This window comes from Legionella longbeachae, from assembly GCF_004283175.1.
Lineage (GTDB): Bacteria > Pseudomonadota > Gammaproteobacteria > Legionellales > Legionellaceae > Legionella > Legionella longbeachae.
In genome coordinates, this window is record NZ_RXNW01000010.1 from 131,709 (window position 1) to 158,238 (window position 26,530).

Here is a 26,530-nt window from a genome sequence, read left to right on the forward strand (position 1 = left end):
ACTATTTTGAGATAGGTGGTGCTGAACCGCCACCAGGTGCGCCTGCATGTTGTGCGGACTCAACCTCGCTACTACTTGGCCCAGGATTTGTAGCGCCACTCGATGAACCTCCTGGAGGAGAAGAATTTCCAGCATCTTGGATACCTTCCCCACTAGTGCTTCCGCTACCGCCAAAGGCTTTACCCAATGCCCCTTTGACTTTACCAACACCCTTCACACCCATACCACCGATGGTCTTTTCCATAGAACCTTGTGCTTGGTTCGTCTCCTTGCCCGCCTCTTGCACTTTACCTTTTACATCCTCACCCCATTGTGCACTTTCCTGGCCAATACTTTCAGGGGTACCGCCTATCCAACGCAAAACCTTATCTGGCAAATAGGTGATCAGGGTAAATGATTTTTGAACAATAGTTAAATACATTGAGGTATAGATTAATATGGAGAAGAAATAAGCATAAACCCCACTCCAATCCGAATAATCGCCTCCCCCGCCCACAGCCTTCCATATAGTACTTTGGGCAGTAAGGGTATTCAGGGATTGTTTTTGTAACACTTGGACAAATCCAATCGCTTGATCAAAACCGGCATTCAGAATCCAAACACCTACATAAGTCATTGCTATGGCTGCTATATATCCGATAATCATCATCGCGGGTCTTAAAAATATATTAAGCAAGAGCATAATAGCGGCCTCACCTTTACCAAAAGCATCGTGCCCTTCAGGATGGGTAACACCCAAAGCAACAATTGGCGCAGCAACCATCGCTTCAATCACAACAATCAACCAACCTAGCCCGCCAAACACAAATATCACATAGGGCAATATAGGTATGTAATAAGCTGTGATAAAACCAATACCAACCATAATCCCTACCCAGGCAATTACAAGCGGCATTGCCAGTGTCAATAGTGCGAAAATAAATACACCAAGCACAGGGATTAACGCACTACTAATAGCCAAACCTAACAAATACATCCATAAATTACCAGCAAAATTAATATATTGACTTCCCATATTGGCCAAAGCGACCACCGGATTCACTCCTGGCTGAGCAATAATATTAAGAGCTGACAGAAAGATTTCTGCTAATCCCTTTAACGGAATCTCCAGGAATGCCGCAGTGACAACACCAATAAGCCCTCCAAATATTTCAATGAATATGTTATATATGGTTACTATAACTAAATTATAAACAACCTCTCCGACGATACGCCCGATACAAATGGTGTAAAATGGTTTTACTCCACCACAAGAAAAGGATTGCCGTTCCAATTTATAGGGTTGAGGATTTAGATTAAAATCAGGGATATGAGCAAAATTAACTGGTGCAGCTCCTGGTTGGCCAGGAGTCTGCATCTTCAATCCGTTATTCAAAAACCCCATCACTGTGGTAGCATTATCCCCTGACACTAACGGCAGGGATTTTGAAACATCAGGTACTTTATTGGAGCTTAGGGTATTTGTTAATAGCGTTTTTATCTGAGTTACAGCAGTTGCATTTTGATTAAACCAAACACACAAATCAGAAAAATCTTGTCCTTTGGTTGAATCATTTCCTCCTGCAGTACAGGTTGAGGCACCGGTACTAGGGTCACTCACTTTAAATGGAGACATTATTAACCCAGCATCAAATGTACTGCCATCCAAACCGCTTTTTGGATCAACCTGGCTTGCATTGGCTGTTGAAGAGCCTTGAATGCTTACTAAATTATAAAAGTAAGCTCCAGCCATAAGCCATCCCTGGTTCGTTGCCTTAGAAATGAAGCTCCTCGCTGATTGCTCATCACTACTCGAACTTAGCATACGGCTCAAATTAAGTGTTGGCATCATAACCCCATTATAATCATTAATTGCATTGATTATTTCCAACCCTGTAAATAAGGTTCCGCCTGGAGTGCTTGGTAAAGGTCCCCAGGAAACACATTTGTCCTGTTTGTTGGAACAGGCACTCCCATTTTCTGTATACGGTATGCCAAATTGCTCATTTGCCCAGGTGGTTGCGGTTTTCGTATTATTGTTATTGGTTGTATACATTTGCGGATCATTGCTAATCATTGACCGCGCGGTACCCGATAAATCAGAGTACATTTGCTGAATAGCAATGGCCCGAGACATTAATGTTAAGGTAACCTCAGAAGGAGATAAAGTCATTTTCTTTAACGTAGTATTATTAGTATTATTTGAACTATTTGTCGGATTTGAAGAGGCATTTGGATTGATTCCATTCATACTGTAGGCGGATAAGCTACCCAACTGGTCCAGGTTGGTAATACTTTCCCAATGGATACTGCCGCAGATCCCATTCAAAAAATAATAAGGGGAACTTGTATCAAAATTAGGCATGTCAACTGCGAATGATGTAACTGGGGTTTCAGTCCCAGCAGCTTCAGTCATGGCATTAGTTTGTACTGTTACTGCATTGACTGTGCTTAGAAAATCAGGGACTGTCGTCTTACAAAACGTATCCATAGCAGAGCCTGGTGTAGCACTGTTGCAGGGGCCTGTATTTTTTGATTGTTGATCGAGATAGGTTTGTCTCGTATTTTCCAGTTGAGTCTGCAAACCTAACATGCATACCTGCCCTGCAAGTATGCTTTCTGCACCTTTAGCAATACCACCGATCCCATTGCCGGAACCCTCGGTCAATTGTGCCGCGGGATTTATCTGTTGTGCCTGTATAATCACGCCACCACGGTTTAAATAGCTTAAGGCTGCATCCCAAACTTTATCTGCAGCCCCTACTCCTTGCACTACAACCCACATGACAAAGATCTGCATCATACAATACCCGGATGCTTTGGGAATCAATAATGCCAAGCCGATTGTCGCGCGAATTGGAATCCAAATGGAGGACCACTTTTGACCAAGCATCTGTCCTTCATGAGCAGTATTCATGGTAGCGACTATGAGTGTATATAAAATTACAATTCCACCAAGTGCGAGGACCGCCGCATTTAATACGCCAAACATGGCTCCCATAATCTGGCTTCCGGTCCCGCTTAAAACCCCATCAACAACACCGAATAAATTGCCAAGAAATACAACAGAATAATCACCTGGAGGAGGTGCAAAACTCAAGGAACCATCTGCTAAAACCAAACCAGGAACTAAAAAGAGAAGCAGGGACACTGCCAATTTAATCATTTCTTCTCCCCCAATAAACCTTTTCTATACCATTCATTAAAAGTACATCCAAGCTTTCGCTCTTTAATTTGAAAGTACCAAAAATGATAGCGGAAGGCTAATACCAATGCGATTAAAGTAACTACAAGACTCACAAGAAAAGCCTTTATAGACCCCAAATAAAGTTGATAACCAGCATACCCCAAAATTAAAACTGCGAGAAACAACATAAACATACTTAGGCGAAATAATGCTTTCTGCTTGGATAGCAAATTTTCATCACTGAGACCAAATTTTTTTGTAGCATCAGTAAAAGACGCTTCCGTTTGAATATTTTGATGTGGTACAAATAAGTGCTTTATCCCATTCCCCAATGCTATAGTTATTGCCTTTACTCGCTCCCAATCAAACCAGATGCGAATTTTAAAAATTTGAGAGAATAAAGTTCCAATGCGCGAGCGACGGTGTTTTTTCATATTTTTTACTTCTTTCTTTTACCCTTCATAATATACTATAGTAGTAAGTATAGAGTTCGTCCATCCAATATTTACAGTAAAGAAAGAGTAAAAAATGCCTGATTTAAGCCATGAAGCCTCAGCCAAGTACTGGTTTGAATATATTGATCCTATGATTTATAGAGTTATCACATTTATGGAGAGCGTTGAAGACTGGACTCTGGATGGAAATCCAGAGTTTGAGGACGCTATGGAGCAACTGGGTAAGGAACTTGATGACATAGAAAAAATAGATATGGGCCTCTTAGCAGAAGAAGAAAAATTTATTCGTATTGTGGGAAATATCAAATCTGGGAGGGGGCTTCGCCTACTTCAGGCAATTGATACAGTTCATCCGGGGAGTGCTTCGCGTATATTAATACATGCGGAAGAAACCAGCACTGGAAGCAATGATCCCGCGGGAATTTTTCTCAAAAGAAACATTGTGTTTGAACGCTTAAGGTTGTTGTCTCGAGTTTTTTGTCAGTATCGTCTAAAACTTGTTTTACGTGCACTCGAAGGGGAAGAATAAATGAAATTACCGTCTAAATTTGCATTGTTTAATCTGCTTTGCCTTACAACTTTTTCTGCCACAGCAGATAATGCAACGAGCTTGTATAATTCGCAACAAATGTCCTCCAATATGCAAGAACTAGTTCAATATTTACAAAATTGGGGGCAATATATAGGATATGATATAACCCAATCCCCCTCAAGTACCGTTCAAAACTTTAGCCTTAGCCAAAACCTTCTCAATTTAACAACAACACAACTCACACAAGTTTCTTTATTTTATACCTACTTGGGGGCCATCCCTTTTAACAGTTTCAACATCAGTTCTTTGGGACAATTCGTCCCCACTGATGTGAGCAGTGCTGGAACGATAAACCCTTATGCTAATGCTACTTTTCAAGACTATTCGAGTCAATCTACAAGTGGGGTAGGTGTTAATCAACTCATTGATCAAACCGGTCAAGCATCGACTCAAGGGGTTGCAACAAGTTCAAGCCAAGTCTCAGATCCAGTATCTCAATCTGTATTAAATATTTTGGGCACCCCCGACTACAGTTATTGCATGAGTTATGATGGAAGTAGCTGGGATCAAGGCTGCAATTACCTTACTGAGACTCTTGTTTCTAACAATGTCATAGGTACCCTTCCTGATGCAACTACCTTTTTTTCTTATAATTACATTCAACAATTTTTAGGACAACTTAACAGCAACTCATTAACGGCTCCCCTGATGTATACAATTCAAAGTCAAGAATCATCAGGAGGTCAGCAGCAAGGTACGGCACAAGGGTTAACAGCAGATAACCAGGCACAACAAGCAGCCAATTTCATTCGTTATGCTACTGGCGGTGTTGCACCAATAAAACTGCCTAACTGGAAAGATTATGATACTCTGTATGGCCAGGCAATAGCTTCCTCTAATAATTCTACGGTATCACCCAGCCAACAGCATCAGGCTCAGGACACTCTATCTCGATACCTTGCAAGTTTACGCACTTATGCTGCTCAAAACTCCGTGGGGGTCAGTAACTTATATTATATTTTATCAAAAAGGTTACCCCAAACCCCTAAACAGCCGCTCACTAACTCTGTCCAAATTCCTAGTTCTCCACCAACCAGCCAAGCTTTAAATGAATTTAATATGGCAACATGGAGGATTTTTAATCCTGAGAATGTGAGCCAATCAGGCCAAACAGGTAAATCAGGTAATACTCAGTGGATTAGCCAGATTAACACTGCATCCTCTGTAACTGTAGAGAAGGAAATCGCCATATTACTAGCGGAAATTAATTATCAAATGTACTTGGATCGCCAAATCCACGAACGTCTGTTGCTAACCAACACTATCTTATTAATGCAAAGCCTTCGTTCAACAGCTCCTTCTGCTGATTTTACGCAACAGCAACAACAATAAATCGCTAAAACTCTTACCTGGGTAAATACTCTTTTACCCAGGATGCCTTCGTAATCACAGCTGCATGAATTTTATACTTTCCTTGGCAAAGATTACCAATCCGCGCCCGACTTTCAATTTCATAATTTTAATAAAAAAGGTGCAAAAAATGCCATGTGTGATATGATTTCAAACAAAATTGTAACGTCCTGTTTTTAACAAAAAACGTAGCCTTTTGTGTTCAAAAATTAATAACACATGTTTCGGAATTATCACTGCAGACAGATAAAATAGCGTCATCGAATGCAGAGAATCATGGAGTATCGTTATAAGAAGAATCATTAAGCCTTAAACCTGGAAAAACTGTTGGATCCGTTGCTTGCATAATTCAGCTGGTTCGGTGCTTTTAGTCACATAGCAGGCTCAAATTGCTTTTTCCAGGTTAATCATTAACCTTTAAATTGGCGAGCCTATATGTCTAAAACCTACATTTTTTATATTGACGGAATGACCTGCATCAATTGCAGCAACGGCATAAAACATTGCTTAAGAAACAAATTTGGCGACAAACTACAATATTTTCATGTAGCAATCACAACAGCTGATCCTAAAAAAACGATTGTAACCCTTGATAACGATGAAGATACACGAGCACATCAAATAATTTGGTCCGAATTAAAGGAAGAGATAGAAGATATTGGTTTCATCTGTAGAGAATATGAATACTCCCCTGAAAAAATCGTAAAAAAAACGATGCAAAATGAACTCCAAAAACAAGCTCAGCAGAAACTTTCTTTGAACTCCCTAATTACAAAAACCAAATCGCTTCTCACCTCACATTGGTTCCTTGGTGCAATAGGCTCTATTGCAGGACTTGCTGTGCTTGTTGCTTGTCTTGTTACAGGAGGCTCCCTTGCTTTTATGGTTCCCATCGCCATTTTCAGTACCTTAGCTACTTTGGCATTAGGAGCGAACTCTTATAATCAAGCTTGGTCAAAATTAACTAAAACAGGTATCTTAACCATGGATAGTTTATTTGCTCTAAGCTCACTATCGATTTTGGCTGTATCCATTGCCTCATTATTTGTCCCCTGGCTGCCAATGATGTTTGAAGCAGGATTACTCATCTATGGTTTTAGACACATAGGAATTGCCATAGAAGAGACGATTAAAGAAAAAATAAGTACTGCTCGCTTTCAAGATAGAGCACCTAAAATTGCAAGAAAACAAGTCGATCTTGATGTTGAAGAAATTAACCTGGAGCTTATTCAAATCAATGATGTAATTGTAATTCATCCCGGTGAAATTATTCCACTTGATGGCATCTGTATGAATGAAAGCAGTGTCTACGATACAATTATTACAGGAGCTACCCTGCCACATTATTTTTCAGCTGAAAAAAAAGTATTGGCGGGTATGCGATTAGCAGAAAATTCAAATCCGTTAAAGATTCGAGTTACTCATACGCACACGAACTCTTATCTAAAACGGCTTGATGACTCAATAGAGCGATCCGTATTAGAAAAAGCACCCATAGAGATAAAGACAGAGCAAGTATTGGCTTATTTTATTCCAACAGTAATTGCGTTAGCAGTTCTATCTGGAGTGATTATGGGATTTTTTTTTCCCGCAGCTGTAGCAATTCAATGCGCCATTTCCGTTTTAGCCAGTGCATGTCCTTGTACTTTGGGCCTTATTACTCCCTTGGCAGTAAACACTGGCATGCATAAAGCAGCAGAAAATGGCGTGCAATTCAAAAGTGCAAAAACATTACAACAAGCGGAGCAAATCGATACTGTAATTTTTGACTTAAACGGCACATTAACCACCGGGGTTCCTAAAGTAAAAAATCTTTATTTATTGGATAACAGTAGACTATCAGAAGAAGAGATACTTTCGATTTGTGAAACTTTAGAAAAGAAATCAAGCCATCCCATAGGAAAAGCTGTTTATTCTTTTGCTAATCAGAAAAGCAAACAAAAATTAGATGTAACCGAGCTTGATGAAACATATCATTCTGGAGTTAGTGGAGTAGTACTGGGAGATCACTATACCATTGGCAGCAAAGCTCTAATGCGTGAAAAAGGAGTTTCGATTACATCAGAATTAAAACACCCGCCGTTAGCAGCAGGAGATCAGCTCGTATATGTAGCACGTAACCAGGAAATCATTGGAGTTATGGTATTGACAGATCCTTTACGCACAGATGCACATCACACCATTAATGCATTAAAAGTCATGGGAAAAGAAATTCATTTATGCACTGGTGCTGATGAAGAAACTGCCCTTCGATATGCAAAAGCTCTTGGTATCGAAAATGTTTTCGCCAATTGCATTGCAAGCTCAATGGAAAATAATCATAGATCCAAAACAGCCTACATTCATACTCTAAAAAAACAAGGTCGAAAAATCGCCATGATAGGTGATGCAGGAAATGATGCTGAGGCAATTGCTGCCTGTGATCTAGGCATTGCCATTGCCTCTGATGGCAGTGATGAGTTAACCCAACAAGTAGCTGGCATCGTCATTCATAACCAAACTCTATTACCTATTGCCTCAGCTTTTGCAATTTCACGACAGACTGTAGCTAATATAAATCAAAATCTAGCTATGAATTTGATCTATAATAGTGCTGCAATTCCGGCTGCAGCAATTTTTACCCTTAATCCCGTCATCTGTGTAGCATTAATGATTACTCAAGCCTGTTTTACTTTCCTGAACGTTTATCGTTTCAAACAACAGCCCTTAGAACATTTACAACAACAAATAACAGAAGGGGTCAAAGAACCTTCATTCGAAGGCTCCCATGCTAAAATCACTAAACATACCCCAAGATCTAACAATGAATCAACTTGTATCCAAGAACCTTCTGCACCACAAAAACCTTTAACGAGCAAATCTACAGCACACCCTTTTTGGAGTAGCTGCATTTCCAGCATAAGCGCAGACAACTCTTCCGAAAGCATGGAAACTAAACTTCCTTTAACAATAGCTAATTAAATACTGGTACGTTTTAATCTTAACTATTGAATCTGAGTTTATTGGATGAAAACAATATTCATAAACTCAGATTACAAACCAAGCAGCGAAAGCTATAAATAACTTTAGGGACTTTATATAAGGCTGTGTTGTCAATTCATAATATTGATGCTTTAGAGTCTTTAAGAGCCATCTAAAACCAGAGACAGCTTTTCCAGCACCTCGTCAACAGAAATTAATTGCATAGGCTCATAACCATGTACATGTTGTCCCCATACATCTTCGATACATTTGCTCCCTAAAATTTTTTCCGCTGCTTCAGGATAATGATTCACTACTAGATGTTGAAAAAGATACGGGCCGGAAATGAGAGGATTGGTTACAGCATGCAATGCAACAACAGGGGTGTTCACGGCTGTAGCCATATGCGAGGGCCCAGTATCAGGACAAAGGACAACTGTTGCTTTACTTATAAGCGCTAGCAATTGTTTTGGCTTACTTTTACCAACGAGATTTATTGCTGGAATAACCTGAGTAATTTGCTCTGCAAGATTTTTATCAAAATCACTTGGGCCGCCCGTAATGACGACTTGCACATTCCAACGAGTTTTGGCTATTTTCAAGACTTCGATATAACGCGCCACAGGCCAACTACGTTCTGGCTTGCTCGCCGCAGGATTAATGACTAAAACGGGTCCCTCTTTGGGTAAATGATGCTCAGCCCATTGATAATCAGCAGCAGCAATAGGTAAATCCCAGCGAATAACTCGCTCCTGAATTCCTAATGCTTGAGCAAATTTCAAAAACCCGTCCAAGGTATGTTCTAATCCTGGGCTGATTCGCTCATTAACAAACAGACCATGTGCATCATTTGCTCTATGACCATCGTAGCCTACTTTGCGTTTCGCTCGAATCAACGGATAAAGTAAGTTTGTCCTAAGGCTTGCTTGTGGTGCTAAAAGTACGTCAAAAGTACGACCTTTCATTTGCTTTTTAAAATACCAATAGTCTTTAATACGCTTAGGCTTATCAATTAAAATAAACTCAATACCATCCATCCCCTCCACTAAATCAAAGGCGGGTTTGGAGATAATCCAAGTCAACTTAGTTTCTGGTAAACTAGCCTGTAAAGTTCTAATGAGAGGAACAGCCATTAGAACATCACCTAAGGCAGATAATCTTACAATACAAATCGAATTAATCATGTAGGTGGTCAGTCTCTATCAGAGAACGGACGGATATAGCGGGTTGTGGTAAAATTTTCCTGATCAATGCTTTATTTTGATTTTTTGGAAAAATTCCTCACACTCTACGCTCAAATCCAACCATTCGAATAAACATGGAACATGGGAGGCTAAGTTACACAGCAATTAACTTAAGACTCCATCAATCGACATCCCGCGGCTTGTCCAAAGGTGCAAATGGTGATGAAAGATTGCTAGAGCCTGCGAACAAGTCGAGGGATGCAGGAATAAATATAGGCTCCTTAAGTCAATGGCAGTGTGCCTAAGCTATTACTTAATCATTCTGTAAAACAAACCGTGACCCACAATAAGGACAAACTTCTACTCCTGTTTTCTCAATAGGTAAGTAAACCTTTGGATGCGCATTCCATAGCACCATATCTTTTGTTGGACAACTTAGTGGTAATTCATCACGATGTACTACATAATTTTTTTGTGTACTCGCAGGTATTGTTTTAGTTTCTGACATAATGGTCCTTTAAAAGGTTTTTTTAGAATTATCCAATATTTCCCTAATTTTCGCTATAATCTCATCATGAAAAGCTTCATTTTGCGGATCATAATATAACGCCTTTTCCCAATGCCGTAACCAAGTTAATTGACGCTTGGCTAATTGTCGCGTAGCTGCAATTCCTTTATCACACAAGGTAGAATAATCATACGCATTTTGTAGATACTCCAGTACTTGTCTATACCCCACAGAACGCATTGAGGGTAAATTTATAGATAACGGCCATTTTTGCTGTAACTGTATTACCTCTTCAAGAAGCCCTGCCTGTAACATTTGATTAAAACGTTGTGCAATCCTCTCATGCAACCAGGTTCTCCTTTCGGGAAAAAGGATAAAATTTATAAAATGATGTACGTTTTTTTCTTTTTGCTGTTCAAAAAAAGCGGATAAAGTTTTTCCGCTTAAATAATATACTTCTAAAGCACGTTGAATTCTTTGTGCATCATTAGCGTGAACCCGTTTAGCTGTATCGGGATCAATTTGCATTAATTGTTGATGGAGCTTCCCCCAACCATGCGAAGCAGCTTCATTTTCTAATTGCTCACGGACAACGGGACAAGCTTCGGGTAGAATAGCTAACCCCTTTTGAAGTGCATTGAAATACATCATTGTGCCCCCAACCAGTAAAGGGATCTTACCTTTATTCGTGATCTCATCACATAAAGATAAAGCATCACTGCAAAATTGGGCTGCAGAATAGGACTCCACTGGATCTTTAATATTGATTAAATGATGAGGAGCAAGTTCAAGCTCTTTAGGACTAGGTTTAGCAGTTCCAATATTCATTTCCCTATAAATCATTGCCGAATCGACACTAATAATTTCAAAAGGATAATGTGCAATTAACTCACAAGCTAAATCAGTTTTCCCCGCCGCAGTAGGTCCCATTAAACAAAAAATCAAATTAGACATCTAATAAATTCCGACAATCTTCAACAGTTAAAGCTCTAAATAATCCTGCTTCTTTATTTTTCCCTGCATGTGCCCTCAATAACAATTCATTTAACTCCATTTTCTCCTCAGGACTTAATAATCTAGGATCAAAAGCTTGAGATTCAATCATGAGTTCAGTCAACTTAGAAGAGTTTATTACCTCCAATCGGGTTAAGGCTTCTAAAAATAAACGTAAATCCAAATAGGGCATACAAAGGGGGATACTCCGAATGAACACGTCCTGATCGCCGATATGTTCCACATGTATTCCTAATTGATATAAAGATTGAATAAAATCTGGCAGTTTTGGAGCAATTTTGGAAGGAAGAGAACAACGAATTGGTACTAATAGAGGCCTACTTGCCAATGGAAAAGACAATCCAGCCAATTGTTGTTGTGCTTTAAATTGCTGTAACGCTACAAGATTAACAATATAGGGCTGTTGATGGAGAAAGACCAAAATATAGTGGTTATTTAAAATAACCCACGGTTGCTCTAGTGAGTTAACATGCTCGCTTATAAGAGCAAGCTTGGGATAAGGCTCATAAATCTCTTTAGCCTGGTTGACTGGTATGTTTAATTCACATATGGGATCAGGGTTTTTCTTTGTTTGGGTAGCCAATGCTGCGGCTAGTTGTGAGGTAAAAAAATCAAAGATTAGCCGAGGCTGCTGAAAACGCACTTCATGCTTGGTAGGATGTACATTCACATCGACTTCAGCATGATTGATTGTGAAATACAACACACATGCAGGAAAACGACCCGGATGTAATAAGCCCTCATAAGCCTGCTTTAATGCATGATGAATTAATTTGTCTTTTACCATCCGTTCGTTGATATAAACCCATAAGCGATCACTTTGACTACGCTGAAATTTAATGCCACTTATCCAACCACGCAGTTTCATTGAACCATGATCCACATCAAGATAAATCGCATCTTGAACAAATGCGCTACCCAGTATGCGCGTCATTCGGGATAATAACGCGTGTTCACTTGTTACCGCAGGAAGATAGAAGACCTGCTTGCCATTATGTTTTAGCGTTAACGCAATTTTAGGCGCACTTAAGGCAAAACGTTTGACTACAGTTTCTATTGCCTGGAACTCGAGCTTTTCGCTCTTTAAAAATCGTTTCCGTACTGGTGCATTAAAAAATAAATCAACAACATCTACTGTTGTTCCTACTGCACGCGCACAAGGAGAACAGGTGGTTTCTGTACCTATCACACGCAACATCATTGCTGTTTCTTGCAGTGCAGGCTTGGAACTAATGCTGACTTTAGCTACTGATGCAATGCTGGCTAATGCCTCCCCACGAAACCCCATGCTGTCAATCGCGTACAAATCATCAAGCGAATTAATTTTACTCGTAGCATGTGGAGCAATAGCCAAAGGCAAATCTTCTGCAAAAATCCCTACACCATTATCGCTAATTTTAATTTGATTTAAGCCACCATAACTCGTTTCAACGGTAATCGCTGTAGCCCCCGCATCAAAAGAGTTTTCAAGTAATTCTTTTACTACAGACGCAGGACGCTCGATTACTTCTCCGGCAGCTATTTGATTCGCTATAAATGGAGGTAATTGTCGAATTCTCACGCCCATGCTGGAGGAATCACCAATTTTTGACCTGGTCGAAGCCTGCTGATACCCTGCAAATGGTTTGCTGATTGTAACGCCACAACTGAGACATGATAACGAGCGGCTATAGCAGGCAAAGTTTCACCTGTTCTGACTAAATGAATCGTATTTGTTGCCATTGCTTCAATACGTGATCCATGTGGAGGATGCTCCCAGAAATATCCTTTAATACCTTGAAAAATGGCTTGGCTTAAACGAGCCTGATAAGCAGGGTTTGTTAGATTTCGCTCTTCAATAGGATTCGAAATAAATCCAGTTTCAACTAAAATTGAAGGAATATCTGGAGATTTTAAGACAACAAAACGTGCCTGCTCTACTTTGTGATTGTGTAGAACAGTAAAATTACCCAGCTGATTTAAAACACGTCCTCCCATTTGCAATCCTGCATTAATCGTAGCTGTTTGTGACAAATCGATTAATACAGAACGCACCACCCCATTCTGATCATCTAAATCACCTAGATTCACCCCACCTAATTCAGAATAGTTCTCCTTTTCAGCAAGCCAACGGGCAGCTTCACTCGTAGCTCCCCTTTGGGATAGAGCAAATACTGATGCACCATGAGAATGGGGATTATTAAATGCATCTGCATGAATGGCAACAAAAATATCGCCATTATGTCTTCGAGCAATATTCAATCGTTGCCGAAGACCTACATAATAATCTCCTGAACGCGTTAATACCGCACGCATGCCAGGCTGTCTATCAATTAGTTGCTTTAGTTTTAGAGTAATTGCTAATACTACATCTTTCTCACGGCTATTATGCGGTCCACGAGCACCAGGGTCTTTGCCACCATGGCCTGCATCTAAAACTACAATTACATCACGTAATCGAGTGGGCCTATTACTTACCTTGACAGGAGCCTGATTTGCCAAGATAGGCTTTACTGGTGGTGATGCACTAATATTCTGTTTTATAGGTTGTTGTTGAGGCTGCTTTATTGGCGCCTTTGACGTTATGGGTACCATTTTTTTAGGAATACTCGCAACAACCGGGGTAGCAATGCGGCCAGTATGTAATAAATCAACCCGTATTCCCCCGTAAACTCCATTAGGCCTCCAGGGAGATGAACGCAGTAGTACTTTTTGATTTACCTCAAAAACCAACCTTAATGTTCCAGGTTCAGAACTTCCACTACGCACTTTTCTCACTAAACCATTAATCAAACCCAATTGATTTAAATCTACGGCTAGTTGAGTCTCTTTTAAATCCAATACAACTCGTTCTGGTTGGCTTAATGAAAAGAGCTTATGTGTAAAAGGCCCAGCAATTGTAAAGTAAAGGGATGTTTGGTTTCCTTGTTGTTTTAAAACAATCGATTTAAGTTGAGCGCTCGATGTAACAATAGACCAAAGACATAATACAACTAAAATCCATAAGCGAACGATCATGTTTCCCCTGCCAGGCGAGCTAAAATTTTTTTACCAGCTGCGCTCAATGCCATTATTTGCACCTCACGTCCAGCACCCTTCATGTTTAACTTAAAACGAATATCTATATAAGGCAATGCCGAACCTGCATTTTCTGCCCATTCAATACAGCAAATACTACTCGGTGTAAAATAATCTCGAAATCCTAAATATTCTAATTCTTCCTCATGATGAATTCGATACAGATCAAAATGATGCACAAGCAGGTTATGGCATGTATAGCTTTCTACTAATGAAAATGTGGGGCTTTTAATTGCAGATTGCACGCCCAGGTATTTTAACATGGCACGAATGATCGTGGTTTTACCTGCACCTAAATCGCCACTAAAAGTCATGATTAAAGACGGGCAAAGACATGAAGCCAGGCGAGATGCAAAATTTACACTTGATTTTTCGTCTGGTAAATCCAGTATTAACACATTAGATTGATTTGTACTCATCATTCACAATAGTTCAATACATGTGGGATAGCATCTAACAAATCACTAGCTAATAACCCCGTCCCACCTAATTTTTTCGCTACACGATCGCCAGCAACTGCATGCACCCAAACACCATATTGTGCTGCTTGAGCTAAAGGATAGCCTTGAGCGCAAAAACCAGCAATAATTCCACTCAAAACATCACCCATACCCGCGCTCGCCATCCCGGGATTTCCCCGGGGACAGATATAAGTACTTTTTTCAGTTGTTTGGATCACCGTGCCTGCACCTTTTAATACGACAACACCGCCATATTGTTGTTGAATTTTTTCAGCTGCCTGGTATCTATCTTTCTGAATCGAATCAGTAGAGCAAGCAAGAAGGCTCGCGGCCTCTCCAGGATGGGGAGTTAATACCCAATTATCGTCGGTTTGCGGATTGCTCGCTAATAACCTTAGTGCTGATGCATCAATTACCATAGGCAATTGCGAAGTAATTGCTGTCAAAAATAAGTCAATAGCCCAATCGCTTTCTCCAAGACCAGGACCAATAACACAAACAGAAGCATTTGCCAGGAATGGTTTTAAGTCTTTTGCATTTTTAATACCGCTTACCATTGCCTCAGGAATTAAAGATAAGGCACCCTTTGCATATTCAGGCCAAGTTGCAACAGTAACTGCTCCAGCCCCTGTTCTTAGTGTTGCTTTTGCCGCAAGACTAATAGCTCCAGGCATTCCAGGCCCTCCTCCTACTATTAAAACATGGCCATAATTCCCTTTATGCGAATTTTTTTTACGCTCAGGAAGGGGTAAAGAAAGGGTAGTAGTATTTAGCAAATGTGCAGCAGGAGCTAATTGATTGGTACATGCCTCCAAACTTAATGGACAGCAGTAAATATCCCCGCAATTATCTGGTCCATCTGCAGTATACATGCCTAACTTTTGAGCGATGAACGTTATAGTTGCATTAGCCTTTACACAAAAATTCTCTACCTGTCCTGTATCTGCATTAAGCCCGGATGGGATATCTAATGCAATTACCGGAAGACCGCTTGCATTGATCTGATGAATTGCTGATGCAATATTTCCACGCACAGGCCCTCTTAAACCAATTCCAAGTAGCGCATCAACAATTAACTCTACTTCACTATCTAAAGGCTCATCTGCAGGTTGACAGTCCACCCCTGCATTTATTGCCAACAAAGCCGCATGCTGGGCTGCAAGCGGCAGATCAGTCAATGCCTTACATTGATAGACAGTAACTAATAATCCATGTTCATGTGCTAATCGTGCAACTACATATCCATCACCAGCATTATTTCCCGAGCCGCAATAAACAGCAAGATGCCGGACATGAGGATAAAGTTTTACCACATGCGAAAATGCCTCTGTCCCAGCTCGAGACATAAGTGCATTTTCGTCTAATTGATATAAGGAAGTAGCCTGTTGTTCACAAACTCTGATTTGCTCACAACGATAAAGGGCGTTTTCTGGCATGCTACTTCACTAATTTCAATGAAGGCTTACTTTTAGAAGACACTGGGCCTTCAGCATCTGAAGTAGATGGACCAGAAGACGCTGGGGGCGGTTCTTCTTCATCTTCAAGTGCAAAGGCAATACCTCTGCCATTTTCCTTGGCATATATCTCCAATACAGCTCCTGGCGGAACAAAAATTTGCTCCGTTTTTCCGGAAAAGCGTGCAGTAAAGATTATCCGGTCATTCTCCAACAATAAACCTCGAGTAGCAGCTGGAGAAATGTTCAAAACAATACGATCATGATTTACATGTTCTCTAGGAACCTGTACACCTACATATGCTGCATTTACCAGGATATAAGGCGTTAATTCGTTATCGACTATCCAATCGTAGGCAGCGCGAATTAAATAAGGTTTATTTGATGTCATAGTCATATATTTATGCCGCTCGTAATTGTCGCTCAACATCAGTCAAACTTGCTTGAAACGATTCACGTTTGAACAAGCGCTGCATGTAAGCAATCAGTCCTTTAAATTCTGGTGCAACGTCTATCCCTAATCGAGGCAAGCGCCACAATAAGGGGGCTAATGCACAATCCAACAAAGAAAACTCATCACTTAGGAAATAAGGCTTATCTGCAAAAACTGGCTCAAGAGCAACTAAACTTTCAAATAAGTTCGTTCTTGCTTCGTCTGCATTATTATTTCTTAAGATATTATTCATTAAATAATACCAGTCATGCTCTATTCTGTGCATCATTTTACGCGTTTCCGCACGAGCAACAGGATAAACTGGTAATAAAGGTGGATGAGGAAAGCGCTCATCTAAATATTCCATAATAATACGTGGTTCATAAAGTACAAGCTCTCTATCAATTAATGTAGGAATTGTGCCATATGGATTCACTGATAATAGATCAGCATTTGGTTCAGCCTGCTTGGCTGCAAGAATTTCTACATTAACCCCTTTTTCAGCCAATACGATACGAACTTGATGACTGTAGACATCATCAGTATCCGAAAATAAAGACATTATAGTGCGCTTCGCAACAATTGCCATGAGCAACTCCTATCAATTCATAAAAATATGTATTAGTACGCTAAGAATAAGCAAAACCATTACTTTACCACATTTTTGCCTTTTTGGGTTACTTTATGCCGATTTTTCGCCAATAAACTATTTTTAAGCACAAAGAGACAAGAAATAAAATGCCTAGAAATCCAATTACAAAAAAGCCCATATGATAACGCTCAGTTTGTATGGGCTCACTGACATAAGCGAGAAAAGTCACCAAGTCTAATACATTCTCATCAAATTGCCTTTCCCCCATTTTATTGTGTAATGTATCTAGAATATTGGGCATCGCAACATCAGGCACAAGATAATTATTCGTTCCAAAAGGCCTGGAATCATCGTTGTAAAAACCAGTTAAGTAATTGTAGATCCATTCTTCTCCTTTTGCTCTAGCAACTAATGATAAATCTGGAGGTACTATCCCAAACCATTGCTTTGCATCCTCAGGGGGCATAGCAATCTCAATGGGATCAGTTATTGTTGCTTGTGTGAAAATAAGATTGTTTTTCAGCAGATCTTCATCAATTTGGCGCACAGAACGCATTAAGCCCAATCCTTTAGCCATGCGGTCATATCTTAAATATTTTAAAGAATGACAACCCGAACAATAATTCATAAACAGTTTAGCGCCTCTTTGTAAACTTGCTTTATCTTGTATGTTGACTGAAAATGAAGTTGCATATACCTGCTGATGAGATACGGCCCCCACCAACAAGCAAAGATAAATTAGCATCCTTATACACATCAACACTCTCCTGAGAGGCGTGGCAATGTATGAGTGACCTCTATTCGGGTATAAAAGGGCATAAGGATAAAATAGGCAAAATACAATAATGTAGCTAGCCGAGCAAAAAACAAACGCAAAGGAGTCACTGGAATCGTCCCCAAATAACCCAGTGCGACAAACGCAAGCACGCCTAAAAAGAGCATTACTCTGGACCATATCCCTTTATAGCGCATGGAGCGCACCGGGCTACAATCAAGCCACGGCAAAAAGAATAATAGTATTAGTGCAACCCCCATGCATATAATTCCAAGGAATTTATCAGGTATCGCACGTAAGATTGCATAAAACGGCGACATATACCACATCGGAGCTATATGATCCGGAGTGACAAGTGGGTTTGCTGGAACAAAATTATTATGTTCAAGGAAATATCCTCCCATTTCAGGAGCCCAAAATACAACCGCAAAAAACAAAATAAGAAATGCAAGCACTGCCACTAAATCTTTAATAATGTAATACGGGTGAAAGGGAATTAACTCAAACTGCTTTACTTCACCCAATTTATTCTTAAATTTAATTCCGTCTGGATTATTCGATCCTACCTTATGTAAAGCAACAACATGCAAAAATACAAACAAAAACAGTAACAATGGGAGTGCAATCACATGTAACGCAAAAAACCGCTGCAATGTAGCATTGCCTACTGCATAATCACCTCTAAGCCAAACAACAAGATTCTTACCTATATACGGGATGGCATCAACCAAAGAAGTGATGACTTCAGCACCCCAATAAGACATCTGCCCCCAAGGTAATAAGTAACCAAAAAATGCACCGGCCAAAAGTAATACATATAAAAACATTCCCAAAAGCCATACTAACTCCCTGGGCTTTTGATAGGAACCATAAAGCAGGCCACGGAACATATGTATGTATATGACAATAAAAAATGCCGAAGCACCTGTTGAATGCATATAACGCAATAACCAACCAAAGTTAACATCGCGCATGATGAATTCAATCGAAGAAAAGGCCTGTTCAACACTGGGGGTGTAAAACATAGTAAGCCACAAACCAGTAATAAATTGATTCGCTAAAACTACGATTGCTAATGCGCCAAAAATATAAAAGAAATTCAAATTTTTTGGAACATAGTAAGAGCTGAAATACTTTCTCCAGGTACTCGCTAAAGGAAAACGCTCATCGATCCAATTAAAGAGTTTATTCATTTAATTTGTCTCTATCTTTTTACAAACCATAAACAAGTGATGCGGACATAAAACACAAATGTGTGTGGCTATATTCCCGCCTTTTCGGGAACAGCATTCATCAAAATCCCCTTTTATATACACCCGGCGAACTGTTGCCCTAAAATTTATGGCTTATCCTCACCAATTACAATAGTGTGTTCATCAATAAAATAATATGAAGGAACCTCCAGATTAATAGGCGCTGGAACATCTTTAAAGACTCTACCCGAAAGATCAAAAGTAGAACCGTGGCAGGGGCAGAAAAAACCACCAGGCCAGTTAGGACCTAACTCGCTAAGGTTTGGCTTGTATTTTGGTGAACAACCCAAGTGGGTACAAATTCCTATAAGTACTAAATATTCTGGATTAATAGAGCGATATTCATTTTTTGCATAATGAGGTTGCTGAGCAGTCAATGAATGAGGATCTCGGAGCAAAGAAGAGTTCTTTGTGATTTGTTGCAACATTTCTGCAGTTCGCCTGATGATCCATACTGGTTTGCCACGCCATTCAACGACAGCTTGCTCTCCAGGCTCCAACTTGCTTAAATCGACCTGTACAGGGGCTCCAGCAGCTTGAGCTTTAGCGCTAGGTAACCAAGAAGCAACAAAAGGAGTTAAGGCGCATAGAGCCCCAATACCACCTAATACACTGGTTGTAGCTACCAAAAATCGGCGTCGCTCAGTATCTACAAAATCATTTTTATCCTGATCATGTTCGGGATCAGAGTTTTCATTCACCATATGCTGCCCGCTCTATGTAGTGCCACCCACTACGGTTCATACAATGTTGCAAGCTTGTCCGACTCAATCATGTACTGAGCGCCTCACTGTATTTGCGCCAAATCTAGAACTTTGGATGGCGCCATATGTTTCACTAAATATCATAGCAAAACAAAAAACCCCGCCAATGCGGGGTTTCTTTAACCAAAAACCAATTAACGTTTTGAGTATTGAGTTGCACGGCGAGCTTTGTGCAAACCAACTTTCTTTCTTTCAACACGACGTGAATCACGAGTCAGTAAACCGCGAGCACGAAGCTTCCTGCGAACAGAATCAGGGCTTGGCTCGGCATCTTCTGCTAATCCTTTTTCATCATAAGCAACCAATGCTCTTGCAATTCCTAAACGTACAGCACCTGCCTGACCAGATATGCCACCACCAGCTACGGTAACGTAAATATCAAATTTGTCGACAAGATCAACGGTTTCTAGTGGCTGCATTACAACCATGCAAGAAGTTTCACGACAGAAATACTCTTGTAAAGTACGACCGTTAACCTTGATGTCGCCTTTACCTGGGCGTAAAAAGACGCGAGCTGTTGAACTTTTTCTACGACCAGTGCCGTAGTATTGCTTCATTTCAGCCATATTACTTATTCCTCAATATCAAGTTGTTTGGGTTGCTGTGCAGCATGTGGATGCTCATTGCCAACATATACTTTCAGCTTACGATACATCTCTCTTCCCAAAGGATTCTTTGGTAACATACCTTTAACAGCCAGTTCGATAATCCTGACAGGATTTCTTGCTTGTAATTTCTCAAAACTATCTGATTTTATTCCACCTGGATATCCAGTGTGACGATAATACATTTTATTTGTAAACTTACGACCAGTTACAATAACCTTTTCAGCATTTGTAACGATAATGTAATCGCCAGTATCAACATGGGGAGTATACTCAGCTTTATGCTTGCCACGTAAACGACGAGCAATTTCAGTTGCTAAGCGACCCAAAACTTTATCGCTGGCATCAACCACTAACCAGTCACGTTTGACTTCATGGCTTTTGGCACTAAATGTCTTCATTAAATGAACTCCGAACCGCCTAAATTGGTAATCTTCTATCATGGACGGGCGATTTTAACCAAAACAGAATCATCCTACAAGTATAAAGGACAAAAATTTATAAACAATTATTAAAATCCGTGTAAAACGAACAACTTTCACACTGGATCAATTAACAATTGATGAACAATACTACCAGAAATTAAATGTTTTTCTATGATTTCATCAATATCAGCAAAAGATGAATAAGTATACCATACACCTTCAGGATAAATCACGATACAAGGACCTGAACTGCAGCGGCCAAGACAGCCTGTTTTACTGATACGAACTTTCCCTGGACCATGCATTTCCAGCTCTAAAAGCCGTGATTTTATATAATCAAAGAACTCTTCCCCACCCGAATTGGCACAACATTGTTTGCCGGCAGCCTTTTTGTTCGTACATAAAAAAATATGTTTCGAATAATAGTTCAATGAATTATTTTCCTATAGATTCAATTTTGCTTTTTAACTTCAGGCCTGGTTTAAAAGTCACAACCCTTCTAGCCACTACAGGAATTTCTTCCCCTGTCTTTGGGTTTCTACCTGGTCTTTGTGGTTTATCTCTAAGTGTAAAATTACCAAATCCTGATAGTTTTACATGATGTCCGTGCTCAAGAGCATGTCGCAATTCTTCAAAAAAATTTTCGACCATCTCTTTTGATGCGGGTTTGGACAGGTTTAATTCATCACACAAGGTCTCTGCCATTATTGCTTTGCTCAATGCATTCACGATTACTCCCTCAATATGATTGAAAATTTATTTTCTAACGTATTGATTATAGCATTAATTAAAGAATTAATCTCGGCATCAACCAAAGTACGACTTTCATCTTGGATTGTGATAGAAATCGCCAGACTTTTCTTGCCTAACGGAACACCTTCCCCCGTATATACATCAAAGATATCAAAAGACTTTAACCAATTTTCTTGTACAATAGTTCTTACTACGGATTCGATTTGCATGACCTCGACATCATTATCGACTAAAAATGATAAATCCCTACGAATTTGGGGATATTTTGAAATCGGTTTATACCGCGGAGATTCCTGCCGTATTAATGCTTCCAGATTGATTTCAAAAAGAAGAACATCATGATTTAAATCCAAGGCATCTGCCAAGCGAGGATGCAATGTTCCTATCCAGCCGGAGGCAGTGCCGTTTATATTGATTTGAGCTGACTGTCCTGGATGCAATGCTTCATGTGCTGCGGCAATGAACTCCACTTGCTTAAGCTTTAATGAAGCGAATAAAGATTGCAGATCTCCTTTTAAATCAAAAAAATCATGTACCCTGGTTGTTTCACTCCAATTTACACTCCCTTGTTCTCCCATCAACAAACCGGCAATGCAAGGACGCTCTTTTAATTGGCTCTTGTGGACATCAAAAACCACGCCAATTTCAAAAAATTTAACCTCATTTTGTTGGCGATGTACGTTATAAATCAGTGATGCAATTAGTCCGGGCCACATCCCAGCACGCATTTGCGATAACTCAGAAGAAATTGGATTGAGTAATTGCATAAACTCTTTATGAGGATAAAGTTCATGTTGTATTTCGGGATCAACAAAACTGTAACTGATCGTTTCGTGATATCCTTTACTTGCAAACCAGCGCGCAAGTATTGTTGCGATTTCTTCATTCCCACAAGTTTTTCCTGCTTGCACCAGCGTATATGCAGGTTCAGCATGTAAGTTATCGTATCCGTAAAGGCGGATAATTTCCTCAACCAAGTCCTCATCCCGCTGGATATCAAAACGATGCGAAGGAATGCTCACCTCTAGAAAATGATTTTGCTCTCGTGTAACCGTGATACCCAAGCCATCAAGAAAACGTTTTATTTCCTCCAAAGAAATATTAAGCCCGGTTAGCTTTTTAACTTTTTCGGTGTTAAAGGAAAAATGCACTTTACTCGGCAAATTGTCCTGATTACAAGCCTCAATAACAGGCCCTGATTCGCCACCAGCAATTTCTAAAATCAGTGCGGTAGCCCTTTCTAAAGCTTTTATTTGCAGGCCTGGATCTACACCACGTTCAAAACGTTGTGATGAATCACTGAATAAACCAAACTTTCTAGCCACTCCAGCAATTACTATGGGATTAAAAAAGGCACTTTCTAAAAATACATCAGTGGTATGCACCTGCACAGAGCTTGCTTCGCCACCCATAATACCTGCCATTGCCAAAGGCCTGTCTTGATCTGCAATCACTAATACTTTTTCGTTCAAAGTCAATTTTTGACCATCAAGCAACTCTAATCGTTCTTGCTGGTTACTATAACGTACATTGATTTCGCCGTTGATCGCACTCAAATCAAAAGCATGCATGGGTTGGCCTAATTCAAGCATGACATAATTCATGACATCAACAACAGGATGGACGGTTCTTATGCCACTTCGGCGTAAACGTTCACTCATCCATAGAGGTGTACTTGCTTTTGTGTTTATCTTGCGAATGACACGGCCACAATAACGTGAGCACGCATCCGGACTGTTCAACTTTATTGTAACGATATCATCGATACTTGGAGTAATGGCTGAAATTTCTTTTTCTAATAAGGGTAGTTTATTCAAGACAGCAACTTCGCGTGCAACACCTAATACACTGAAACAATCTGCACGATTTGGTGTTAGATCAATATCCAATATATGATCATCAAGAGTCAGGTACTCGCGCAAGTCCATTCCAACAGGTGCATCACTTTCTAACTCCATAATTCCATCGGATTGTTCTGCCATTCCCAATTCACTTACAGAGCAGAGCATCCCTTGTGAAAGCTCCCCACGTAACTTTGATTCCTTGATATTAAAACCACCTGGCAAGCGCGCCCCAATCATGGCCAGGGCAACTTTTAATCCAGCTCTTACATTCGAAGCACCACAAACAATTTGCAACGCTTTGCCTGTATTGGCGTTTACTTCGCATAAAGTCAATTTATCTGCATTAGGATGAGGCTTTGTACTAAGAACTTCAGCAACGATTACATGAGAAAACTCTCCTGCTACAGGACTTACAGCATCCACTTCCAAACCAGCCATAGTGAGTTGGCTTGCCAATTCTTGTTCAGATAATGAGAAATTTACCCATTCGCGTAACCACAATTTACTTAATTTCATCTAAAGTCCTTACTGCATGCTTGATTTTACTCGAGATATTTCAATTCGCCCCACGAACGCATCGTCATCGAAGCCTATTAACAACCCCTACACTTCAAAATTGACTTAAAAAAGACAAGTCATTTTCAAACATCATACGCAAGTCATCTATCCCATAATACAACATGGCTAATCGATCCATACCCATTCCAAATGCCCATCCCTGAAATTCATCAGGCGAGATATTGACTGCTTTTAGAACATTGGGATGAACCATACCGCAACCTAAAACTTCTAACCATCCAGTGAATTTACAAGAGCGACACCCCTCACCACTACATTGGGTACATTCAATATCAACTTCAGCTGAAGGTTCTGTAAAGGGAAAATACGAGGGTCTAAATCGCAATGCTAATTGACGTCCAAAAAAATCAGCAAAAAAATCTTGTAGTAGACCTTTTAAGCTCGCCAAAGTAGCGTGTTTGTCCACCAGTAGTCCTTCAACCTGATGAAACATCGGCGTATGAGTCAGGTCTGAGTCACAACGATAAACTCGCCCTGGGGCGATTAACCGAAACGGGGGCTTGCGTTGCTCCATTGTACGAATTTGTACTGGCGATGTATGTGTTCGCAAAAGACGGCCATCACCAAAATAAAAGGTATCATGCATTGCACGAGCTGGATGATGTGCAGGAATATTGAGTGCCTCAAAATTATAAAATTCAGTTTCAATTTCGGGTCCATCAACAATATCAAATCCCATACGACTAAAAAATTCATTAATCCTATGCTTTACTTGGGTTACTGGATGTAAGGACCCACTTTCCTTCTTACGACCAGGAAGTGTTACATCAATCCGTTCAGCTGACAGCTTTTCTGACAGTTGCTTTTGCTTCAGCTCAAGCATTTTCGTTTCAATCAAAGCACTGATTTCTCGTTTTACTTGATTCACAAGCTGGCCTACTTTTGGTTTTTCTTCAGCGGATAAATGGGCAAGACTTTTTAAAATTTCAGTGAGTTTTCCCTTCTTACCCAAAAAATCAACGCGAATTTGCTCTAATCCAGAAACATCCTGAGCGTTTTTAATCGCTTCAGCAGCCTGTTCTTGTATGGTGATGATATCCTGCATAGTTATACCCACAAGTAAAAAGGAGGCCTCAGCCTCCTCAAATAGTTCATTTGCTAACAGAACCTTTATTTATATTATTGTTCTTGGACAGTAAATTCCAGGAAAAGAACACATTTAAAGGCTATTTTGCTAATGCAGCCTTAGCTTGTTCCGCAATTGCAGCAAAAGCCACTTTGTCATGAACAGCCAGATCAGCCAATACTTTTCTATCCAATTCTATTGATGCTTTTTTCAATCCATCAATTAAACGGCTGTAGGATAAACCACACTCACGAGCCTGTGCATTAATACGAGTGATCCACAATGCACGAAACTGGCGTTTTTTCTGACGTCTATCTCGATATGCGTATTGACCTGCTTTAATTACTGCTTGTTTGGCCATGCGATAGGTTCGACTACGAGCACCGTAATAACCTTTTGCTTGATCCATAACCTTTTTGTGACGCGCTTTGGCGATCACACCACGTTTAACTCTTGGCATTTTTCATTTCCTCCTTAACTACCGTGCAACATACGTTCTGCCAAACGTGCATCGCATGGCTTTAAAGTTCCAGCTTCGACACGTAACTGTCGTTTTTGCTTGGTAGACTTTTTAGTGAGGATATGATTTCTATAAGCACCGCGACGTTTAATCGCGCCACTTGCAGTTTTACGGAAGCGTTTTGACGCTCCGCGATGTGACTTCAACTTCGGCATAACAATATACTCCGCATTCACTCAGCTTTTAGTTTTTTTGGGCGATAATACCATCAGTAGCTGTCTTCCTTCACGTTTTGCATGCTGCTCCACAATTGCAAACTCAGCTGTATCCTGCTGAATACGCTCAAGAATTTTCATGCCCAGCTCTTGATGAGCCATCTCACGACCACGAAAACGCAGTGTAATTTTGACTTTATCACCATGATTTAGGAAACGGATCAGGTTGCGTAGCTTGACCTGATAATCTCCATCTTCCGTTGTTGGACGGAATTTTAATTCTTTAACCTGAATTTGCTTCTGCTTCTTTCTAGCTTCAGCTTGTTTTTTACTCAGCTCAAAGAGAAACTTGCCATAATCCATAATACGGCATACGGGAGGTTTGGCTGTTGGAGAAATTTCCACTAAGTCCAATCCACCTTCTTCCGCTGCACGCAGGGCTTCACGCGTGGAAACAATTCCTGCCTGATTACCATCGACATCAATTAAGCGTACCTCAGGTACATTGATCTGTTCATTAATTCGTGCGCGATCACTTTCACGCTTAGTTGGTGCACTAATGGT

26 protein-coding genes are annotated in these 26,530 nt (G+C 40.2%); 3 read left to right on the forward strand and 23 right to left on the reverse strand.

Features of this window, described 5'->3' with window-relative positions:
- Position 1 precedes the first annotated feature (1 nt).
- Positions 2-3,145 carry a type IVB secretion system protein DotA gene (dotA, locus tag EKG34_RS11510; protein ID WP_003633250.1) on the reverse strand — a complete coding sequence of 1,048 codons (3,144 nt, stop codon included), beginning with the start codon at positions 3,143-3,145 and terminating at the stop codon, positions 2-4.
- Entirely contained in the window at positions 3,142-3,600 is a 459-nt protein-coding gene (icmV, locus tag EKG34_RS11515) for a type IVB secretion system protein IcmV (RefSeq protein WP_003633251.1), read from the reverse strand. The genes dotA and icmV overlap by 4 nt, the downstream gene beginning before the upstream one ends.
- 94 nt (positions 3,601-3,694) lie before the next feature.
- Here icmV and icmW point away from each other — a divergent pair, with 94 nt between their 5' ends.
- The 3 genes from icmW (at position 3,695) to EKG34_RS11530 (ending at position 8,524) form a co-directional block, all read left to right on the forward strand.
- Complete coding sequence (gene icmW, locus EKG34_RS11520; protein WP_003633252.1) at positions 3,695-4,150, forward strand: type IVB secretion system protein IcmW; 456 nt, start codon at positions 3,695-3,697, stop codon at positions 4,148-4,150.
- On the forward strand, positions 4,151-5,545 hold the full coding sequence (icmX, locus tag EKG34_RS11525) for a type IVB secretion system protein IcmX (protein WP_003633253.1): 1,395 nt from the start codon (positions 4,151-4,153) through the stop codon (positions 5,543-5,545).
- 453 nt (positions 5,546-5,998) lie between these two features.
- Positions 5,999-8,524, forward strand: coding sequence for a heavy metal translocating P-type ATPase (locus EKG34_RS11530; protein WP_003633254.1), 2,526 nt, complete (start codon positions 5,999-6,001; stop codon positions 8,522-8,524).
- A gap of 161 nt (positions 8,525-8,685) precedes the next feature.
- On the opposite strand, the gene EKG34_RS11535 is transcribed toward EKG34_RS11530, so the two are convergent.
- The 21 genes from EKG34_RS11535 to infC form a co-directional block, all read right to left on the reverse strand.
- On the reverse strand, positions 8,686-9,708 hold the full coding sequence (locus tag EKG34_RS11535; RefSeq protein WP_003633256.1) for a glycosyltransferase family 9 protein: 1,023 nt from the start codon (positions 9,706-9,708) through the stop codon (positions 8,686-8,688).
- Positions 9,709-10,021: 313 nt separating this feature from the next.
- On the reverse strand, positions 10,022-10,216 hold the full coding sequence (locus EKG34_RS11540) for a zinc-finger domain-containing protein (protein ID WP_003633257.1): 195 nt from the start codon (positions 10,214-10,216) through the stop codon (positions 10,022-10,024).
- A 9-nt stretch (positions 10,217-10,225) separates the two neighbouring features.
- Positions 10,226-11,170, reverse strand: coding sequence for a tRNA (adenosine(37)-N6)-dimethylallyltransferase MiaA (gene miaA / locus EKG34_RS11545; RefSeq protein ID WP_003633258.1), 945 nt, complete (start codon positions 11,168-11,170; stop codon positions 10,226-10,228).
- On the reverse strand, positions 11,163-12,797 hold the full coding sequence (mutL, locus tag EKG34_RS11550; protein ID WP_003633259.1) for a DNA mismatch repair endonuclease MutL: 1,635 nt from the start codon (positions 12,795-12,797) through the stop codon (positions 11,163-11,165). The genes miaA and mutL overlap by 8 nt, the downstream gene beginning before the upstream one ends.
- The gene (locus EKG34_RS11555) at positions 12,788-14,227 is read right to left on the reverse strand and encodes an N-acetylmuramoyl-L-alanine amidase family protein (protein ID WP_003633260.1); all 1,440 of its coding nucleotides are present in this window, start codon (positions 14,225-14,227) and stop codon (positions 12,788-12,790) included. The genes mutL and EKG34_RS11555 overlap by 10 nt, the downstream gene beginning before the upstream one ends.
- On the reverse strand, positions 14,224-14,709 hold the full coding sequence (gene tsaE, locus EKG34_RS11560; protein ID WP_003633261.1) for a tRNA (adenosine(37)-N6)-threonylcarbamoyltransferase complex ATPase subunit type 1 TsaE: 486 nt from the start codon (positions 14,707-14,709) through the stop codon (positions 14,224-14,226). The genes EKG34_RS11555 and tsaE overlap by 4 nt, the downstream gene beginning before the upstream one ends.
- The gene (locus EKG34_RS11565; protein WP_003633262.1) at positions 14,706-16,184 is read right to left on the reverse strand and encodes a bifunctional ADP-dependent NAD(P)H-hydrate dehydratase/NAD(P)H-hydrate epimerase; all 1,479 of its coding nucleotides are present in this window, start codon (positions 16,182-16,184) and stop codon (positions 14,706-14,708) included. Before EKG34_RS11565 ends, tsaE begins: the two co-directional genes overlap by 4 nt.
- 1 nt (position 16,185) lies before the next feature.
- Complete coding sequence (locus tag EKG34_RS11570; protein ID WP_003633263.1) at positions 16,186-16,599, reverse strand: ClpXP protease specificity-enhancing factor; 414 nt, start codon at positions 16,597-16,599, stop codon at positions 16,186-16,188.
- Positions 16,600-16,603: 4 nt separating this feature from the next.
- Positions 16,604-17,224, reverse strand: a complete 621-nt coding sequence (locus tag EKG34_RS11575; protein ID WP_003633264.1) for a glutathione S-transferase N-terminal domain-containing protein — start codon at positions 17,222-17,224, stop codon at positions 16,604-16,606.
- 88 nt (positions 17,225-17,312) lie between these two features.
- Complete coding sequence (locus EKG34_RS11580) at positions 17,313-17,984, reverse strand: cytochrome c1 (protein ID WP_003633266.1); 672 nt, start codon at positions 17,982-17,984, stop codon at positions 17,313-17,315.
- Positions 17,984-19,195, reverse strand: coding sequence for a cytochrome b (locus EKG34_RS11585; protein WP_003633267.1), 1,212 nt, complete (start codon positions 19,193-19,195; stop codon positions 17,984-17,986). The genes EKG34_RS11580 and EKG34_RS11585 overlap by 1 nt, the downstream gene beginning before the upstream one ends.
- Before the next feature lie 146 nt (positions 19,196-19,341).
- Positions 19,342-19,959, reverse strand: a complete 618-nt coding sequence (gene petA, locus EKG34_RS11590) for a ubiquinol-cytochrome c reductase iron-sulfur subunit (protein WP_003633268.1) — start codon at positions 19,957-19,959, stop codon at positions 19,342-19,344.
- A 194-nt stretch (positions 19,960-20,153) separates the two neighbouring features.
- Positions 20,154-20,585, reverse strand: a complete 432-nt coding sequence (gene rpsI, locus EKG34_RS11595; RefSeq protein WP_003633269.1) for a 30S ribosomal protein S9 — start codon at positions 20,583-20,585, stop codon at positions 20,154-20,156.
- A gap of 5 nt (positions 20,586-20,590) precedes the next feature.
- Positions 20,591-21,025, reverse strand: coding sequence for a 50S ribosomal protein L13 (gene rplM, locus EKG34_RS11600; protein ID WP_003633270.1), 435 nt, complete (start codon positions 21,023-21,025; stop codon positions 20,591-20,593).
- Between the two features lie 137 nt (positions 21,026-21,162).
- Entirely contained in the window at positions 21,163-21,480 is a 318-nt protein-coding gene (locus EKG34_RS11605) for a (2Fe-2S) ferredoxin domain-containing protein (protein ID WP_003633271.1), read from the reverse strand.
- Between the two features lie 4 nt (positions 21,481-21,484).
- Positions 21,485-21,778 carry an integration host factor subunit alpha gene (locus EKG34_RS11610; protein ID WP_003633272.1) on the reverse strand — a complete coding sequence of 98 codons (294 nt, stop codon included), beginning with the start codon at positions 21,776-21,778 and terminating at the stop codon, positions 21,485-21,487.
- Between the two features lie 2 nt (positions 21,779-21,780).
- Positions 21,781-24,162 (reverse strand): phenylalanine--tRNA ligase subunit beta, encoded by a 2,382-nt coding sequence (pheT, locus tag EKG34_RS11615; protein ID WP_003633273.1) that lies wholly within the window; start codon positions 24,160-24,162, stop codon positions 21,781-21,783.
- A 94-nt stretch (positions 24,163-24,256) separates the two neighbouring features.
- Positions 24,257-25,270: a phenylalanine--tRNA ligase subunit alpha gene (pheS, locus tag EKG34_RS11620; RefSeq protein WP_003633274.1), complete on the reverse strand. Its 1,014-nt coding sequence runs from the start codon at positions 25,268-25,270 to the stop codon at positions 24,257-24,259.
- A 121-nt stretch (positions 25,271-25,391) separates the two neighbouring features.
- On the reverse strand, positions 25,392-25,751 hold the full coding sequence (rplT, locus tag EKG34_RS11625) for a 50S ribosomal protein L20 (RefSeq protein ID WP_003633276.1): 360 nt from the start codon (positions 25,749-25,751) through the stop codon (positions 25,392-25,394).
- Positions 25,752-25,765: 14 nt separating this feature from the next.
- Entirely contained in the window at positions 25,766-25,966 is a 201-nt protein-coding gene (rpmI, locus tag EKG34_RS11630; protein ID WP_003633277.1) for a 50S ribosomal protein L35, read from the reverse strand.
- 21 nt (positions 25,967-25,987) lie between these two features.
- A complete protein-coding gene (infC, locus tag EKG34_RS11635; RefSeq protein ID WP_035904588.1) occupies positions 25,988-26,527 on the reverse strand; it encodes a translation initiation factor IF-3 in 540 nt (179 codons plus the stop codon).
- Positions 26,528-26,530: the final 3 nt, after the last annotated feature.